Here is a 16,273-nt window from a genome sequence, read left to right as displayed (position 1 = left end):
GACATGTTCCGCCTGACCGAATACATGCAGCAACTCGTCAAACCGACACCGGTGCGTAAACGCCGGCCCGGCCCGGTGAAGCCGGTGGTGATCTGGAACCTGACGCGGCGCTGCAATCTGAAATGCCGCCATTGCTACACCGTTTCGGCGGATGTCGCGTTCCCCGGTGAGCTCAGTCACGAGCAAGCCATGGTAACCCTTGAGGATCTGGGCCAATTTCGCGTCCCGGCCCTGATCCTCTCGGGTGGGGAACCCCTGGATCGGTTCGACTTTTTCGACATCGCCAAACGCGCGCGGGAACTGGTGCCGATGCTGGCCCTATCGACCAATGGCACACGTATTCATGGCGAAACCGCAGACATGGTCGCTGAGATCGGGTTCAACTATGTCGGCATCTCGCTGGACGGCATCGGCGCGACGAACGACTGGTTCCGTGGCGTCGAAGGCGCCTTTGCCGACGCCCTGCACGGCGTGCGCGCATGCAAGAAGCGCGGCATCAAGGTTGGCCTGCGGTTCTGCCTGACAGAAGGCACGCAGCACCATCTGCCCGATCTGCTTCAGCTGTGCGATGACGAAGGCGTCGACAAGTTCTATCTGTCTCATCTCGTCTATGCCGGGCGCGGCGACAAGAACCGCAGCGAGGATGCCGCGCATCTGCGCACCCGCAAGGGTCTGGACCTGCTGCTTGAGCGTGCATGGGAAGCCGCCTCAGGAGGCCGTCCACTGGACATCGTGACGGGCAACAACGACGCCGATGCTGGTTATTTCCTGAACTGGATCCGGGCGCATTTTGACAATGCCAAAGCCGCCCATGTGCGGGAACATCTGGCAGCGTGGGGCGGAAACTCCAGCGGGTTGGGTGTGGCCAATATCGACAATCTGGGTCGCGTCCACCCCGACACCTATTGGTCGGATTACACAGTCGGAAACGTCAAAACCAGCGCCTTTTCAGAGCTTTGGACCAGCGACGACCCGATGTTGAAAATGCTGCGCACCCGTCCACGCCCGCTGAAAGGGCGATGCGGGGCCTGCCAACTGAAAGACGTCTGCGGCGGCAACACCCGGATCCGGGCCTTGCAGCTGACGGGCGATCCATGGGCCGAAGATCCGGCCTGTTACTTGTCAAACGACGAAATCGGGGTGAGCGACGCCGGCGCGCGTCTGCAGGTCACGCCGTTCCGGGGGAAAAGCCATGATCCGGCGCATCAGTTCTTTTGACATTCTGAAAACCGGCGCGCTCTGGGCCGGTTTGCTGACCGGCGCCGCAGGGGCAGACGCCCCGTCTGACTATGCGGAATTCTGCGCATCCTGTCATGGTGAAACCCGGCTGGGCAGCGTTGGCCCTGCCTTGATCCCGGAAACATTGAAACGGATGCGCGGCCCCCGCGTGGCCGCCGTGATAGCCGAAGGGCGGACCGCCACGCAGATGCCTGCTTTTTCACATGAGCTCAACGCGTTACAGATCGAAGAGTTGGCAGGATGGCTGAAATCTCCGCTGGAGACGAACCCCAAATGGGGTGAAGCCGATATCCTGGCCAGCCGCACACTGGACGAAGATTATACCCCGGTGCAGGCCCCTGTCTGGGCCAGCGATCCGATGAACATCACTCTGGTGGTTGAAACCGGCGACCACCATGTCAGCGTTCTGGACGGTGACACGTTCGAGGTGCTGGACCGGTTTGAGACCCCTTTCGCTGTGCATGGCGGGCCGAAATTCAGCCCCGATGGGCGCTATGTGTTCATCATGTCGCGCGATGGCTGGGTGCAGAAATACGATATCTGGGCACTAAAACAGGTCGGCCGTGTACGCGCGGGGCTCAACAGCCGGAACATCGCCATGTCCGGGGATGGCAAGTGGGTTGCGGTGGCGAACTACCTGCCCAACAGCCTGACCCTGCTATCGACCACAGACCTCTCGGTCGCAAAGGTCATTGATATCAAGAGCAAAAAGGGAAATCCCAGCCGCGTTTCAGCCGTCTATCAGGCCCCGCCGCGTGAGAGCTTTGTGCTGGCGCTCAAGGATGTCCCAGAGATTTGGGAGGTATTCTACGGCGACAATCCTCCGCAATCGGGGCTGGGCCATGACTTCCGCATCGAAGGGCAGTTCAAAAATCCCGATCCCTTCCCGGTGCGCAAGATCACCACGCCTGACTATCTGGACGATTTCTTCTTCGACCAGAGCTATGAATACGTGATGGGCGCCTCGCGCGATGGCGATGGAGGTCAGGTGATTGATCTGGTGATTGGCCAGAAAGTGGCCGATCTGGACCTGCCGGGGATGCCGCATCTGGGCTCCGGGATCACCTGGAAACATGGCGATACAACCGTGATGGCCACGCCGCATCTGACCGATGGCACCGTGTCGGTGATCGATATGGGAACATGGGAAACGGTCAAGCGGATCAAGACCGAAGGGCCGGGGTTCTTCATGCGCAGTCATGAGAATTCGCCTTACGTCTGGGCCGATGTGTTCTTTGGGCCAAACAAGGACGCCATGCATGTGATCGACAAGCAAAGCCTTGAAATCATGAAGACTTTGCGCCCTGCACCAGGCAAGACCGTGGCCCATGTGGAGTTCACCAAAGATGGTCGCCACGCGCTGGTTTCGATCTGGGAGGATGACGGCGCGGTGATTGTCTATGATGCGCAAACGCTAGAAGAAGTGCGGCGCCTGCCGATGCGCAAACCTTCAGGGAAATACAATGTCTGGAACAAGATCACCTTCTCGGAAGGCACCAGCCACTGAGGGGCGATGGCCGGTCTGGAAACTGGCCCTCCTTTTATACCCCGCAACAATGCTCGCGGTGGCGATCAACCTGTTTCTGGCAGGCCTGATTTTACACGGCCTGGACCTGTCAGCGATCCGCCCGGTTGCAGCGATCATATGGGCGATTCCTTTAGGAATTCCAGCATCTTGGCTGGTCGGAAGATGGGTGCGCGGCCTGATGGATGAAGCCGACAAAGCCGCGTGATCTTGCGTGCGACTATTTCTTGGGCAGCATGCCGTCAGATGACTTTGGTCAAGTATCGGGCTGAGAGAATCTCCTAAAGACTCAGTAAAGTTTGCCGAGTTGGACTCTCCATGCCCGCCCTTAGCCTCATGCACAACCTCCCTGCTCGTGCGTCCCGCGCTGCATGTGCGCTGGCGGGTATCCTCCTTCTGCTGTTGCAAATGCTGAGCCCGGTTCTGGCGAGTTCCGGCGAAGGCATTTGGGTGGAGATCTGCTCGGAGGCGGGGACGGTTTGGGTTCAGATGGATCTGGAAGAGGAAGGTTCAGAAGACCCGACCGCGCCCTGCCCGGAATGTGCTGACTGCGCCTTGTGCGCTGTCAGCGGCCCGGCACCCGTGCCTGAAGTCGCACAGGCCCGGCACACTGAAATTGTACAATTTGTACAGTGTCAGAACGGACAATCTTTCGTTTTGTACAACTCAGTTTGGCTGTGGCCTGAAACCCGAGGCCCCCCGGCCGCGACCCAAAACATAATCGAACGCGCCCTGCGCGCGTCCATGGCGTTCACCCAAGTTTCCGGAGGTGCGCCGTGGTCGTAAGTCGCGCAATCCATTTTCTGCTGGCTCTTATCCTGTCCTGCCTGCTGGCGATCAGCGCACAGGCCGACAGTCTGGCCAGCTTTCTGCCCGACATGAAACCCGCCGATCTGGTCAAAGGTGCCGATGCCTTTGGACCGGTGCGCGATGATGTTCCGGTAGCACCCGTTCTGAAGGGCGGCGAGACCGTTGCCTGGGCTTTCCTGACCTCTGACTTTGTGGGCACCACCGGCTATTCCGGCAAGCCGATCCATGTGGTTGCCGCCATCAATGACGATGCTGTTTTAACCGGCGTGCAACTGGTCAAACACTCCGAACCTATCGTGCTGATCGGCATCCCCAATTCCCGCATGGTTGAGTTGACCGAGGGCTATGCCGGGCTGGACCTGAAGGTTGAGGCCGAAACGGGTGGCGAAGGGCATGACCTCGACATCATCTCGGGCGCGACGGTTACGATCATGGTGATCGATGACAGCCTTGTGCGCGGCGGCATCAAAGTGGCACGGGCGCTGGGGCTGGGCGGGCTTTCCCCGCTGCAGGCTGATGGGCCGAAGCGTGAAATCGATATGGCGCAGGATGCGGTCTCTGACTGGTCGACGCTATCTGGTGATGGCTCGATCCGGCGGCTGACGCTGGATGTGGGGCAGGTCAATGCGGCCTTTGAGGCGACCGGCGATCAGCGCGCGATCAAGCGGCCCGAACCGGGTGAGCCGGATGATACGTTTATCGACATGCATATGGCGCTGGTCTCGGTGCCATCCATCGGGAAATCGCTGCTGGGTGAGGCGGAATATCAGAACCTTGTCGACTGGCTGGATGAGGGCGAGCAGGCCATTCTGGTGCTGGGGCGCGGAGCCTATAGTTTCAAGGGCTCGGGCTATGTCCGTGGGGGGATTTTCGACCGCATTCAGCTGATCCATGGCGACAGCTCGGTTCGCTTTTTCGACAAGCAGCAAGAGCGTCTGGGCAAGGTTGCAGCGCCCGATGCACCCAGTTTCACGGAATTGGACATCTTCAAAATCCCCGCCGATGCAGGGTTTGATCCGGCTGAGCCGTTTCGCCTGCAATTGCTGGTGCAGCGGGCCGTAGGCGCGGTTGAGAAGACATTCCTGACCTTCGATCTGGGCTATAGGCTGCCCGAGCAGTACTTGCTGCCGGTCGCAAGCCCGGTTGTGATTGATGACGCCACCGGAGAGGCGGCAGCCAAGGCCGCGCTATGGAAACGGATCTGGAAAGATCGCACTGTCGAGATTGCCGGTCTTGGCGTCATGCTGCTGGTGCTGACGGCGACATTTTTCTTCCAGTTCCATGCGACGATGAATGCGCGGGTCTTCTACTGGTTCCGCATCGGTTATCTGACGCTGACGCTGTTCTTCATCGGCTGGTACGCCAACGCGCAGCTGAGCGTGGTGAACCTGATGGCGCTGGCCGGTAGCCTGCGCAGCGGCTTTTCGTGGGATGCCTTCTTGCTGGACCCGCTGGTTTTCATCCAGTGGTTCGCGGTGGCGGCGGCGCTGCTGTTCTGGGGGCGTGGAGCTTATTGCGGCTGGCTGTGCCCGTTTGGCGCGTTGCAGGAGCTGACCAACAAAATCGCGCGCGCACTGAAAGTGCCGCAATGGACGCTGCCCTGGGGGCTGAACGAACGCCTCTGGCCGCTGAAATACATGATCTTCCTAGGGCTCTTTGGCCTCAGCTTTGTGTCGATCCCGCTGGCCGAAACCTATGCCGAGGTCGAGCCGTTCAAGACCGCGATCATCCTGAAATTCATGCGCGACTGGCCGTTTGTGGTCTTTGCGTTGGCGCTGCTGGGGATCGGGCTGTTCGTGGAACGGTTTTACTGCCGCTATCTGTGCCCGCTGGGCGGTGCGCTGGCGATCCCGGCCCGTATCCGCATGTTCGACTGGCTGCGCCGCTACAAAGAGTGCGGCACCCCTTGCCAAACCTGCTCAAACGAATGCCCCGTTCAGGCGATCCACCCCACCGGTGAGATCAATCCGAACGAGTGCGTCACCTGCCTGCATTGTCAGGTGCTCTATCAGTCCGAGGACAAATGTCCCGTCGTTATCCGCCAGCTCAAGCGGCGGGCCAAGACAGGGTCGGTCCAGATGAAGACCCCGCTCGGACAGCCACCGGCGAACCATCCGAACGCCAAACCGCAAACCGTTTCCTAAGGAGGAATGACTATGTCGGAACATGACACCAAACTGAACATCACACGCCGCGGGATGCTGGGGGCAACCGCCACCGGCGCCGTGCTGGCGGGCACCGGTATGGGCGCGACCCTGATGACCGCGAAACAAGCCAGCGCCGCCGCCAATGCGCATCTGCAGCCCGGCGAGCTGGACGAGTATTACGGCTTCTGGTCCTCAGGCCAGACCGGCGAGCTGCGCATTCTGGGCTTTCCGTCCATGCGCGAACTGATGCGGATTCCGGTGTTCAATCGCTGCTCGGCCACCGGCTGGGGGCAGACCAACGAGTCGCTGAAGATCATGACCGAAGGGCTACTGCCCGAAACCAAGGAGTTTCTGGCGAAACGCGGCTTGCAGACCTATGACAACGGCGACCTGCACCACCCGCATATGTCCTTCACCGACGGCACCTATGATGGCCGTTACCTGTTCATGAATGACAAGGCTAACACCCGCGTAGCCCGCGTACGCTGTGACGTGATGAAATGCGACAAGATAATCGAGATCCCGAATGCCAAGGCGATCCATGGTCTGCGTCCGCAGAAATTCCCGCGCACCGGTTATGTCTTTGCCAATGGCGAGGATGAGACCCCGCTGGTCAATGACGGCAGCGTGCTGGATGATCCGTCGCAATACGTCAACATCTTCACCGCCATTGACGGTGACACGATGGAGATCGCGTGGCAGGTGATCGTGTCGGGCAACCTCGACAACACCGACTGCGACTATCAAGGCAAATACGCCTATTCGACGTCTTACAACTCGGAAATGGGCATGAACCTGGCCGAGATGACCGAGAATGAGATGGACCATGTGGTGGTCTTCAACCTAGCCGAGATTGAGGCCGGAATTGAGGCCGGAGACTATCAGGAGTTGAAAGGCGTCAAGGTTCTGGACGGGCGTAAAGGGTCGAACAAGAAATACACCCGGTATGTGCCGATCCCGAACTCTCCGCATGGCATCAACACCGCGCCGGACGGCAAGCACGTCTGCATCAACGGCAAGCTGTCGCCCACCGTGTCGATCATGGATGTGACCAAGCTGGACGCGCTGTTCGAAAGCGATGCCGATCCGCGATCCTGCATCGTGGGCGAACCGCAGCTGGGTCTTGGCCCGCTTCACACCGCCTATGACGGTCAGGGCAACGCGTTCACCACGCTGTTCCTCGACAGTCAGATCGTGAAGTGGAACATGGACAAGGCCATCCGCGCCTATGCGGGTGAGGACGTGGACCCGATCATCTCGAAAGTGGATGTGCATTATCAGCCGGGCCACAACTCGACCTCGATGGGTGAAACCAAGGATGCCGACGGCAAGTGGCTGATTTCGATGAACAAGTTCTCGAAAGACCGGTTCCTGAACACAGGCCCGCTGAAGCCCGAAAACGAGCAGCTGATCGATATCTCATCCGATGAGATGAAGGTGGTTCATGACGGACCGACCTTTGCCGAGCCGCATGACTCGATCATCGTGCGCAGCGACATTGTGAACCCGGTCAATGTCTGGGATCGCAACGATGTCACGTGGGAAGATGCCCGCAAACAGGCCGAGGCCGATGGCATCGATCTGGAAGAAGGCGCCGAAGAGCCTATCCGGGATGGCAACAAGGTGCGGGTCTACATGACCTCGCAGGCGCCGACCTTCAGCCTTGAGAAGTTCACGGTCAAACAAGGGGACGAGGTGACGATCTATATCACCAACCTCGATGACGTGGACGATGTGACCCACGGGTTCTGTCTGGGCAACTATGGCATCGCCTTTGAGGTTGCACCCATGGCCACGGCGTCGATCACCTTTACCGCCGACCGTCCGGGTGTGCATTGGTTCTATTGCCAGTGGTTCTGCCACGCGCTGCATATGGAGATGCGCGGCCGGATGCTGGTCGAGCCGACAGGGGCGTAACCCATGCGTTGGCCCCTGCTCATATCGCTCCTGCTCGGCTCGCCCCTTTGGGCGGCGGACTGGGATGTGCCCAATCGGGCGGGGGCCATTAACGAGACACTGGCGCAGGCGGCGGATGGAGATACCCTCCGCCTGAGCCCCGGTGTTTACGCCGAAACACTAGTGCTGGACCGGCCCGTCACCATCGACGGGCTGGGCCACGCCACCATTGACGGACAAGGCGCGGGCAGTGTCATCACCGTGACCGGACCGGGTGTAACCGTGCGCGATCTGACGGTGATCGGCTCGGGCTCGGACCATCAGGAGATCGACAGCGGCATCCAGCTGACCAAGACGGCCAAAGCGCCTGTGGTCGAGGATAACGTACTGCTGGGCAATCTCTATGGCATCGACATTCATGGTGCAAAAGACAGCATCGTGCGCGGCAACCGGATCGAAGGGCGGCAGGACCGGCGGATGAATGACCGCGGTAATGGCGTCTATGTCTGGAACGCGCCGGGGGCGGTTGTGGCGGACAATAACATCCGGTTTGGCCGCGACGGGATTTTTGTGAACTCGTCCAAGAAAAACAGCTTTACCGGCAACCTGTTCCGCGATCTGCGTTTCGCCGTCCACTATATGTATGCGGACAACTCCGAGGTCCGCGACAATGTCTCGATCGGCAACGATCTGGGCTATGCGGTGATGTTCTCGACCAATGTGACCGTGGCGGACAATGTCTCAATCGGTGACCGCGAACACGGTGTGATGCTGAACTATGCCAACAAGAGCACCATCACCGGCAATGTGGTGAAAGGGGCGAAAGAGAAGTGCACTTTCCTCTATAATTCCAACAAGAATGACTTCACCGACAACTGGTTCCAGGGATGCGGCATCGGCATCCACTTTACCGCTGGCAGCGAGCGCAACCGTATCGTTGGCAACGCGTTCATCGGGAACCGGACACAGGTGAAATACGTCTCGACCAAATGGGTCGAGTGGTCAGAAGACGGGCGCGGCAATTACTGGTCTGATTTTGCCGCCTATGATGTGGATGGCAACGGGATCGCCGATGCGCCGTATCGCCCCAATGACTCGATGGACCATGTGCTGTGGACCCAACCCTCAGCCAAATTGCTGCTCGGCTCGCCTGCCGTGCAGCTGGTGCGCTGGTCGCAATCGGCCTTCCCGGCGCTGCTGCCGGGCGGTGTGATGGACAGCAACCCATTGATGCAAGCCCCTGAACCCCCAGCTATGAAAAAGGTGCCTCATGACGGATAAGGCCCTGTCAATTGACCATGTTCTCAAGGACCGGGGGAAGACCCGCGTTCTTGACGATATCACCCTGTCCCTTGCCCCTGGCCAGCGCGTGGCGCTGCTGGGCCATAATGGCGCGGGTAAGTCGACGCTGATCAAATCCATCCTTGGCCTGACGCCGATCCATGGCGGAGCCATTCGGATCGGGCACGCCACCCCCGGCAGCGCCCAAGCACGACGCGAGACGGCATATCTGCCCGAGGCGGTGTCGTTTCACCCCGCCTTGACGGGGCGGGAGCAGTTGAGACTGTTTGCGCAATTGTCCGGGTCCAAGGCGGATGTGCCCGGCCTGCTGGAGCGCGTTGGTCTGAGCGACGCTCTGGACCGCCGGATCGGCACCTATTCCAAAGGCATGCGGCAACGGCTGGGTCTGGCGCAGGTGCTGTTGGGTCAGCCGAAGGTCGCATTGTTGGATGAGCCGACCAGCGGGTTGGACCCGATCTCGCGGCAAGATCTCTATGCCATCATTGATGAGTTGGCGGAGCAAGGCACCGCCGTGCTGATTGCCAGCCATGCGCTGACCGAGGTTGAGGCGCGCACCGATCGCATTGCCATCATGCGCAAGGGGCAGATGGTGGCGGATGACACGCTGAGCAATCTGTCGGCACTGGCGGGTCTGCCCATTCGCCTGAAAGTTCGCGCCAGCGCCAACCCGGATGTTCTGGCCGCCGAACTGGGCGGCAATCGGGTGAATGGCGCGTCGGTCGAGCTGCTGTGCAGCCCTGACAACAAGATGGAGGCCCTCCGCCGCATCGCCGGGATGGGCGATGCGGTGGCGGATGTGGAAATGACCCCGCCCAAGCTGGAAGACCTGTATCGCTATTATGCTCAGGAGGATGTGCAATGACCCGTTTCCTCGCCATCACCCGTACTGAAATGCTGATCTTGCGCCGCAACCGCTGGCTGCTGGTCGCGACGCTGATCATGGTGCTGTTTGCGCTGGCGCTGACCTTTGCAGGCAGCGCGCCCACCGGCACTTTGGGCGTTGATATGCTGACCGTCTCAGTTGCCTCGATGACGACGCTGTCGGTTTACCTTGCACCCTTGCTGGCACTGATGATTTCCTTTGATGCCATCGCCGGAGATGTGGACCGGGGCAGCCTGTCGCTGCTACTGTCCTATCCGGCGGGGCGCGGAGAAATCCTGTTGGGCAAGTTCACCGCCCATCTGGCCGCGTTGGGTTTTGCCATGACCATCGGGTTCGGCACCGCAGGCGCGGTTGCCGCGTTCTTCGGTGGCGCGGGCCCCGAGAGCCTGGTGGCTCTGGCGCGTCTGATCCTCACATCCATTCTGTTGGGCGCTGTGTTTCTGGCGCTGGGATACCTGCTGTCCGCCTTGGCAAAGGGGGCTACGGCGGCAGCGGGGATGTCGGCCGGGCTGTGGCTGGTTTTTGTCGTCCTCTATGATCTGGGCCTGTTGGGGGCCGTGGTCATGGACAAGGGCGGCACCTTCACCCAATCCGTCTTTCCATGGGTGATGGTAGCCAACCCGGCCGACGCGTTCCGCCTGTGGAACATCGCCGCAACCGAGGGCGTTGCGATGGCGTCCGGCATGACCGGAGCCGCGCAGGCCCTGCCCGTCTGGGCCGCGCCCGTCTCGCTGCTGCTCTGGCCGGTTCTGAGCTTTGCGCTGGCGCGTTTGGCATTCCGGAGGGTTGAGCCATGAAACGCCTCTGTCTGATCGCATTGATTGCGCTTGCCGCCTGCAAAGAAGAGGTGGCCGAGGCACCCGATCCGGTGGATCTGACCCCCGACGCGTTGAGCTTTTTTTGCCAGATGAACATCGCCGAACATGGCGGGCCAAAGGGGCAAATCCATCTGGAGGGCTACCCCGCGCCGCTGTTCTTTGCACAGGTGCGCGACATGGTGGCTTATCTCAAAAGCCCTGAGCGGGATGCGGAAATCGCCGCCGTCTATGTCAGCGACATGGGCGTTGCCGTCAGTTGGCAGCAGCCGGGGATTTCGAACTGGATGCCCGCTGATGATGCAGTGTTTGTCGTCGGAGCCAATGTGGCCGGTGGCATGGGCGCACGCGAGGTGGTGCCTTTTGCAAAGCCCGCCGAGGCCGAGGCCTTCATCCTGCGCTATGGCGGCGCAGCGCTGCCGCTGTCCGACATTCCGGCGGACGAGGTGCTGGGCCCCGTCGATCTGGACCTGATGCTGGAGACACCGTCATGACTGCCCTGTCCCGCCGCCGCTTTCTGACGATCTCGGCCGCCTGTGCCGCATTGCCTGTGGGCGTGCAGGCTGCCCCTGTGGCGCATTGGCGTGGCGTCGCGATGGGGGCGCCTGCCAGCTTGCGTCTGGAAGGTTGGTCGCCTGCGCGCGCCGCGCCCGTGATCGCAGCCGTGGAGGCGGAGCTCACCCGGCTAGAGGATATCTTCAGCCTCTATCGCCCGCATTCGCAGCTGAGCCGCCTGAACCGCACGGGTCTATTGCAGGCCCCTGCCCCAGAACTGCTGCAGGTTCTGAGCCTGTGCGCGGCGTTGCACGAGGCAACGGAGGGTGCTTTCGATCCAACGGTGCAGCCGGTTTGGCAGGCACTGGCCGAAGGCGCGCGCCCCGACGCGTTAGGCAGGGCGCAAGCGGCGGTGGGTTGGCAAAAAGTCGAGGTCAGCACCAGCGAAGTGCGTCTGTCCGCACCCTCTGCCCTGACGTTGAACGGGATTGCACAAGGGGCGATCACGGATCGGATTGCGGCGCTGCTCAGGTCTTATGGCCTGCGCGATGTTTTGGTGGATATGGGCGAGATTGCTGCGTTGGGTCATCGTTCCGACGGCCAACAATGGCGTGTTGGGCTGGCCGGGCCGGGTGGCATTGAGAGCCGTATCCGATTGACGGATCGGGCCGTGGCGACCTCAGCCCTGCGGGGCACAGAGTTGCCGGATGCAAGCGGGCATATCCTGCATCCCAAGGGGGCTCAGCCACTGCACAGCGCCTGTTCAGTCTCAGCGCCCGAGGCGGCGGTGGCGGATGGTCTGTCGACGGCGATCTGCTTGCTGGAGACATCGCAGATCGATCGGGCAGTGGCACGGTTCCCAGACGCCCGGATCGAGATGTTGGTCTAAGCAACTTAGGAACGTCTCGATCTTGGGACTCGGTGCAGCCTGTTTCCCGAACCAGATTCGCGCCCCGCGTCATCCACTCTTGGTCCAAACATCAAACCATTCCAACATAACGTCGGCAAAGCGGGCTTTTCTGCCCTTGAAATGCAACGGAACAACGACCGCTATCTCAAACCGCGCGTATGCGGTTGTTCCGTGCGTTGTGTTCCAATTCCACCAAACCCAACAACTCCAGCGTTGGTCCAACGTAGTTGGCAAAGCGCCCTCGATAACCCTTGCGCAGCCCATAATAGCCGCCAATTGGGTTGTTCACTGAGCGGGCCCAGTCTTCTAGCGTACCCGGCTTTGTGGGTTTGCCCTCATCTGCGTTACCAAGTGGCATCCAATCGCCGTGGGCTTTCAACATAGCATGCGCATCTTCAATGGCTCGAAGCTGATAAGACAGTCTCGTCTTGCCGACCTGAACAGCCAAAGCCGGGGGATTATTCTCCTCGTCTTTCCAGACTTGGAACTCGGACGTAAGTGACGGTGTCTTTAAGATCCAAGGGTCTTCCTCGGTGCCAGAGCCATAGACAACTTCATTCATGGTTTTCCGCCTTATCTTTCAGTGCTTGTGCAAATTTCTCAAAACTTGGTGTCAGGTCAGGAATGGATTTTAGGACTAACCCTGACAAAGGTCCGCTGAAGACTTCCTGCATGTCAAACGTGGTTGAGCCGCCTGTGTCTGTTAACTCGAACGTTCTGGTTCCTGTGAAAAGTCCAAATGGCATCCCGCCTTGCCAGGCCATTTTCTTCGGAGCTTCAAATGTCAGGACCTTCAGGGCAAAAGCCCTTGTAGGATCAACCTCTGACCAAAGTTTGATGCGGCTGTTCAACGAAAGTGAGCCCTCAAGCCGCAAAACCCCAAACGCCGCCGGGTCTTTTAGTAGTTCCTTTGTCAATACCGACCAAACCTTTTCGACGGTGGCTGAGACGTGACTTGTTATGCTGTACGTTTTCATTTCTATCCTTTCATTGCAAAGCAACGGATAGATCAGGTAACATGACATCTTCTGTCATATTTGCTTGCCCCTCATGCGCGCCGCTCGTCTTCTTCAAATCCTGCTTCTGCTACAAAACCGAGGGAAGCAAACATCGGTTCAACTTGCTCAAGAACTAGAGGTTGCACCCCGCACGATCCTGCGTGATGTTGATGCTATGACCGAAGCGGGCCTGCCGATCATAGTCCATCAGGGCAGTGGCGGCGGGATAGAATTGGGGTTTAACTACCGCACCCGCTTGACCGGCCTAGCGCGAGACGAGGCGGTAGCGCTTGGGCTCATTCTGGCGGCTGAAAACCCGATGGTCTCCGTTCTTGGGCTAGAAAACGCAGCCAAGCGCGCAAAGGCGAAGCTCATTGAAAGCTTGCCGGACAAGACGCGGCACGCAGCAAAGGCCACGACAAGCAGATTCGTTCTCAATAATGGTGAAGTTGTCCATGACAATAGGCTTCGAGCCATGGCGCGCGCCGTCCATGCCGGAACAATCGTGCGCATTCGCTTTGCCACAAAAGCGGAACAGACGATCCACCCTATATGGCTTGAAAAGACCGACACAACGTGGTGTGTCTATGACGCTCTCACCGAAACGGCTCTACCAATCGAGAATTGGGGAAGGTTAAACGTCTCAGCGATGCTCATCCCCGACAGACAGAGACCTGAATGATCGCCTTGGGGTCAGAGCAGCCGTTTTCCGTGCTGTGTTGTTAGGCTGTAGAGGCTTGCGTAAATGGCAGATACGGGGAGTTAGACCAAGACTGGCAGGGCCCGTGTTGTGACGAAAAGCACGACATGACTAGCACTCTACGGCAACCGCAGAAAAAGACAGGCAGCGGTCTCCGATGCCTGTCTTTTGTCTCAGGATCAGGCAGCGGCGATCTGGCGGGCTTTTTCGACCATAACCTCGGCCTGACGGATCGAGGCATAGTCGATCAGGCGACCATCCAGCGACACCGCACCTTTGCCTGCGGCTTCGGCTTCGGCCATCGCCTCGAGGATGCGCTGTGCTTTGGTAACTTCGGCCTCGCCGGGCGACATCACTTCGTTGGCCAGGGCGATCTGGCTGGGGTGGATGGCCCATTTGCCTTCGCAGCCCAGAACAGCGGCGCGTTTGGCGGCGGCTTTATAGCCGTCTGCGTCCTGGAAATCGCCGAACGGGCCATCGATCGGGCGCAGGCCGTTAGCGCGGGCTGCAACAACCATACGCGCCAGCGCATAGTGCCACATGTCGCCCCAATGGGTGGCGCGGTTGGCATCTGCGTCCGGGTCGGTCAGAACCGAGTAATCCGGGTTCACACCACCGATGATCGTGGTGCGCGCACGGGTCGAGGCGGCATAGTCGGCAACGCCGAAATGCAGGCTCTCGTTCCGCTTGGAGGCTGCCGCAATCTCGCTGACATTCTGCATGCCCAGCGCGGTTTCGATGATATGCTCGAACCCGATCCGTTTCTTATAGCCTTTGGCGTCTTCGATCTGGGTAACCATCATGTCGACGGCATAGACATCTGCGGCAGTGCCCACTTTGGGGATCATGATCAGGTCAAGACGTTCACCTGCCTGTTCGACCACATCCACAACGTCGCGGTACATGTAATGCGTGTCCAGACCGTTGATCCGCACGGACATGGATTTGTTGCCCCAGTCGATGTCGTTCAGAGCTTCGATGATGTTCTTGCGGGCCTGCTCTTTCTCATCGGGTGCAACGGCGTCTTCGAGATCGAGGAAGATGACATCGACATCGGATTTTGCGGCCTTTTCGAACATGCCGGGCTGGCTGCCCGGTACAGCCAGTTCGCTGCGGTTCAGACGCGCGGGCGCTTGTTCAATTGCGTGAAAGCTCATGGTTGAGTCCTTGCTTCAAAGGTTAGGATATATCGGGAATTTGGTGCAGAGGTTTTGGACCTCGGCCTTGACCTTGGCCTCGACGGTGCTGTTGCCGTCTTCGCCGTTGGCGGCGAGGCCGTCGACGACCTCGATGATCCAGTCGGCGATCTGGCGGAACTCGGGCTCGCCAAAGCCGCGGGTGGTGCCAGCCGGTGAGCCCAGACGGATGCCCGATGTGATCGTCGGCTTCTCGGGGTCAAACGGCACGCCGTTCTTGTTGCAGGTGATATGCGCCCGGCCCAGGGCCTTCTCGGTCACGTTGCCCTTAACGCCTTTGGGCCGCAGATCGACCAGCACCACATGGGTGTCGGTGCCGTGGGTCACGGTATCGAGACCGCCCTTGATCAACTGATCCGACAACGCCTGCGCGTTGGTCACAACCTGCTGGATATAGCTCTTGAACTCGGGGCGCAGCGCCTCGCCAAAGGCCACAGCCTTGGCCGCGATCACATGCATCAGCGGGCCGCCCTGGATGCCGGGGAAGATTGCTGAATTCACTTTCTTAGCGATATCTTCATCATTGGTCAGGATCATACCCCCACGCGGACCGCGCAGGGTCTTGTGTGTGGTGGTCGTCGCCACATGCGCATGCGGGAACGGGCTGGGGTGTTCGCCTGCGGCCACCAGACCGGCGAAATGCGCCATGTCCACGTGCAGATAGGCGCCGACCATATCGGCGATCTCGCGCATGCGGGCAAAGTCGATCTGGCGCGGGATGGCCGAACCACCTGCGATGATCAGCTTGGGCTGGTGTTCCTTCGCCAGCGCCTCGACCTGATCATAGTCCAGCATGTTGTCCTGCTGGCGGACGCCATATTGCACGGCGTTGAACCACTTGCCCGACTGGTTCGGGCGGGCACCGTGAGTCAGGTGGCCACCGGCATCCAGGCTCATGCCCAGAATGGTGTCACCGGGTTTGATCAGCGCCTGAAACACGCCCTGGTTGGCCTGAGAGCCCGAGTTCGGCTGTACATTGGCGAAACCACAGCCGAACAGTTGCTTGGCCCGGTCGATGGCCAGATTTTCGGCGATGTCGACAAACTGGCAGCCGCCATAGTAGCGCCGTCCGGGATAGCCTTCGGCGTATTTGTTGGTCATCACCGAACCCTGCGCCTGCATCACAGCGGCCGAGACGATGTTTTCCGAGGCAATCAGCTCGATCTCATCGCGCTGGCGGCCCAGCTCGGAGGTGATTGAGCCGAACAGTTCAGGGTCACGATCCGCAAGAGACTGCGTGAAAAAACCGGTGTCGCGTAGGTTGACGTTCATGAGCGCTCCACATTGTTAAAGTGGGTTTGGCCGATTTCTTAGCGAAAGCGGCAGGGTCAATAAAACTTGATAGACGACGAATTAT

At 59.8% G+C, this 16,273-nt stretch carries 15 protein-coding genes; 11 read left to right on the top strand and 4 right to left on the bottom strand.

Going from position 1 to position 16,273, the window contains the following annotated elements; all coding sequences use genetic code 11:
* Nucleotides 1–3: 3 nt before the first annotated feature.
* From nirJ to ACR0I7_RS00160, 10 genes are all read left to right on the top strand, one after another.
* Entirely contained in the window at nucleotides 4–1,218 is a 1,215-nt protein-coding gene (nirJ, locus tag ACR0I7_RS00205; RefSeq protein WP_480507232.1) for a heme d1 biosynthesis radical SAM protein NirJ, read from the top strand.
* Nucleotides 1,193–2,746: a cytochrome D1 domain-containing protein gene (locus ACR0I7_RS00200; RefSeq protein ID WP_480507230.1), complete on the top strand. Its 1,554-nt coding sequence runs from the start codon at nucleotides 1,193–1,195 to the stop codon at nucleotides 2,744–2,746. The genes nirJ and ACR0I7_RS00200 overlap by 26 nt, the downstream gene beginning before the upstream one ends.
* 58 nt (nucleotides 2,747–2,804) lie before the next feature.
* The gene (locus ACR0I7_RS00195; RefSeq protein ID WP_480509742.1) at nucleotides 2,805–2,972 is read left to right on the top strand and encodes a hypothetical protein; all 168 of its coding nucleotides are present in this window, start codon (nucleotides 2,805–2,807) and stop codon (nucleotides 2,970–2,972) included.
* Nucleotides 2,973–3,540: 568 nt separating this feature from the next.
* Nucleotides 3,541–5,718, top strand: coding sequence for a 4Fe-4S binding protein (locus ACR0I7_RS00190; protein WP_480507229.1), 2,178 nt, complete (start codon nucleotides 3,541–3,543; stop codon nucleotides 5,716–5,718).
* 12 nt (nucleotides 5,719–5,730) lie between these two features.
* The gene (gene nosZ / locus ACR0I7_RS00185) at nucleotides 5,731–7,638 is read left to right on the top strand and encodes a TAT-dependent nitrous-oxide reductase (protein WP_480507227.1); all 1,908 of its coding nucleotides are present in this window, start codon (nucleotides 5,731–5,733) and stop codon (nucleotides 7,636–7,638) included.
* A gap of 3 nt (nucleotides 7,639–7,641) precedes the next feature.
* Complete coding sequence (locus ACR0I7_RS00180; protein WP_480507225.1) at nucleotides 7,642–8,898, top strand: nitrous oxide reductase family maturation protein NosD; 1,257 nt, start codon at nucleotides 7,642–7,644, stop codon at nucleotides 8,896–8,898.
* Entirely contained in the window at nucleotides 8,888–9,781 is an 894-nt protein-coding gene (locus tag ACR0I7_RS00175; protein WP_480507223.1) for an ABC transporter ATP-binding protein, read from the top strand. Before ACR0I7_RS00180 ends, ACR0I7_RS00175 begins: the two co-directional genes overlap by 11 nt.
* Nucleotides 9,778–10,599, top strand: a complete 822-nt coding sequence (locus tag ACR0I7_RS00170) for an ABC transporter permease (RefSeq protein ID WP_480507221.1) — start codon at nucleotides 9,778–9,780, stop codon at nucleotides 10,597–10,599. Before ACR0I7_RS00175 ends, ACR0I7_RS00170 begins: the two co-directional genes overlap by 4 nt.
* Complete coding sequence (locus ACR0I7_RS00165) at nucleotides 10,596–11,111, top strand: nitrous oxide reductase accessory protein NosL (protein WP_480507219.1); 516 nt, start codon at nucleotides 10,596–10,598, stop codon at nucleotides 11,109–11,111. Before ACR0I7_RS00170 ends, ACR0I7_RS00165 begins: the two co-directional genes overlap by 4 nt.
* Nucleotides 11,108–12,001 carry an FAD:protein FMN transferase gene (locus tag ACR0I7_RS00160; protein WP_480507217.1) on the top strand — a complete coding sequence of 298 codons (894 nt, stop codon included), beginning with the start codon at nucleotides 11,108–11,110 and terminating at the stop codon, nucleotides 11,999–12,001. Before ACR0I7_RS00165 ends, ACR0I7_RS00160 begins: the two co-directional genes overlap by 4 nt.
* 166 nt (nucleotides 12,002–12,167) lie before the next feature.
* Here the strand turns inward: ACR0I7_RS00160 and ACR0I7_RS00155 are convergent, their stop codons facing one another.
* On the bottom strand, nucleotides 12,168–12,584 hold the full coding sequence (locus tag ACR0I7_RS00155) for a DUF6855 family protein (RefSeq protein ID WP_480507215.1): 417 nt from the start codon (nucleotides 12,582–12,584) through the stop codon (nucleotides 12,168–12,170).
* On the bottom strand, nucleotides 12,577–12,999 hold the full coding sequence (locus tag ACR0I7_RS00150; protein ID WP_480507213.1) for an SRPBCC family protein: 423 nt from the start codon (nucleotides 12,997–12,999) through the stop codon (nucleotides 12,577–12,579). Before ACR0I7_RS00150 ends, ACR0I7_RS00155 begins: the two co-directional genes overlap by 8 nt.
* 73 nt (nucleotides 13,000–13,072) lie before the next feature.
* Between ACR0I7_RS00150 and ACR0I7_RS00145 the strand changes: the two genes are divergently transcribed.
* Nucleotides 13,073–13,702, top strand: a complete 630-nt coding sequence (locus ACR0I7_RS00145) for a helix-turn-helix transcriptional regulator (RefSeq protein WP_480507211.1) — start codon at nucleotides 13,073–13,075, stop codon at nucleotides 13,700–13,702.
* Between the two features lie 197 nt (nucleotides 13,703–13,899).
* Here ACR0I7_RS00145 and ACR0I7_RS00140 read toward each other — a convergent pair whose 3' ends face one another.
* Together ACR0I7_RS00140 and glyA are read right to left on the bottom strand one after the other, a co-directional pair.
* The gene (locus ACR0I7_RS00140) at nucleotides 13,900–14,877 is read right to left on the bottom strand and encodes an HpcH/HpaI aldolase/citrate lyase family protein (RefSeq protein WP_480507209.1); all 978 of its coding nucleotides are present in this window, start codon (nucleotides 14,875–14,877) and stop codon (nucleotides 13,900–13,902) included.
* A 15-nt stretch (nucleotides 14,878–14,892) separates the two neighbouring features.
* Nucleotides 14,893–16,188 (bottom strand): serine hydroxymethyltransferase, encoded by a 1,296-nt coding sequence (gene glyA / locus ACR0I7_RS00135; protein WP_480507207.1) that lies wholly within the window; start codon nucleotides 16,186–16,188, stop codon nucleotides 14,893–14,895.
* Nucleotides 16,189–16,273: the final 85 nt, after the last annotated feature.

This window comes from Ruegeria sp. AM1, assembly GCF_056540745.1.
Note: the sequence above shows the minus strand (reverse complement) of the source record. Positions and strands in the feature narration are given on the sequence as shown.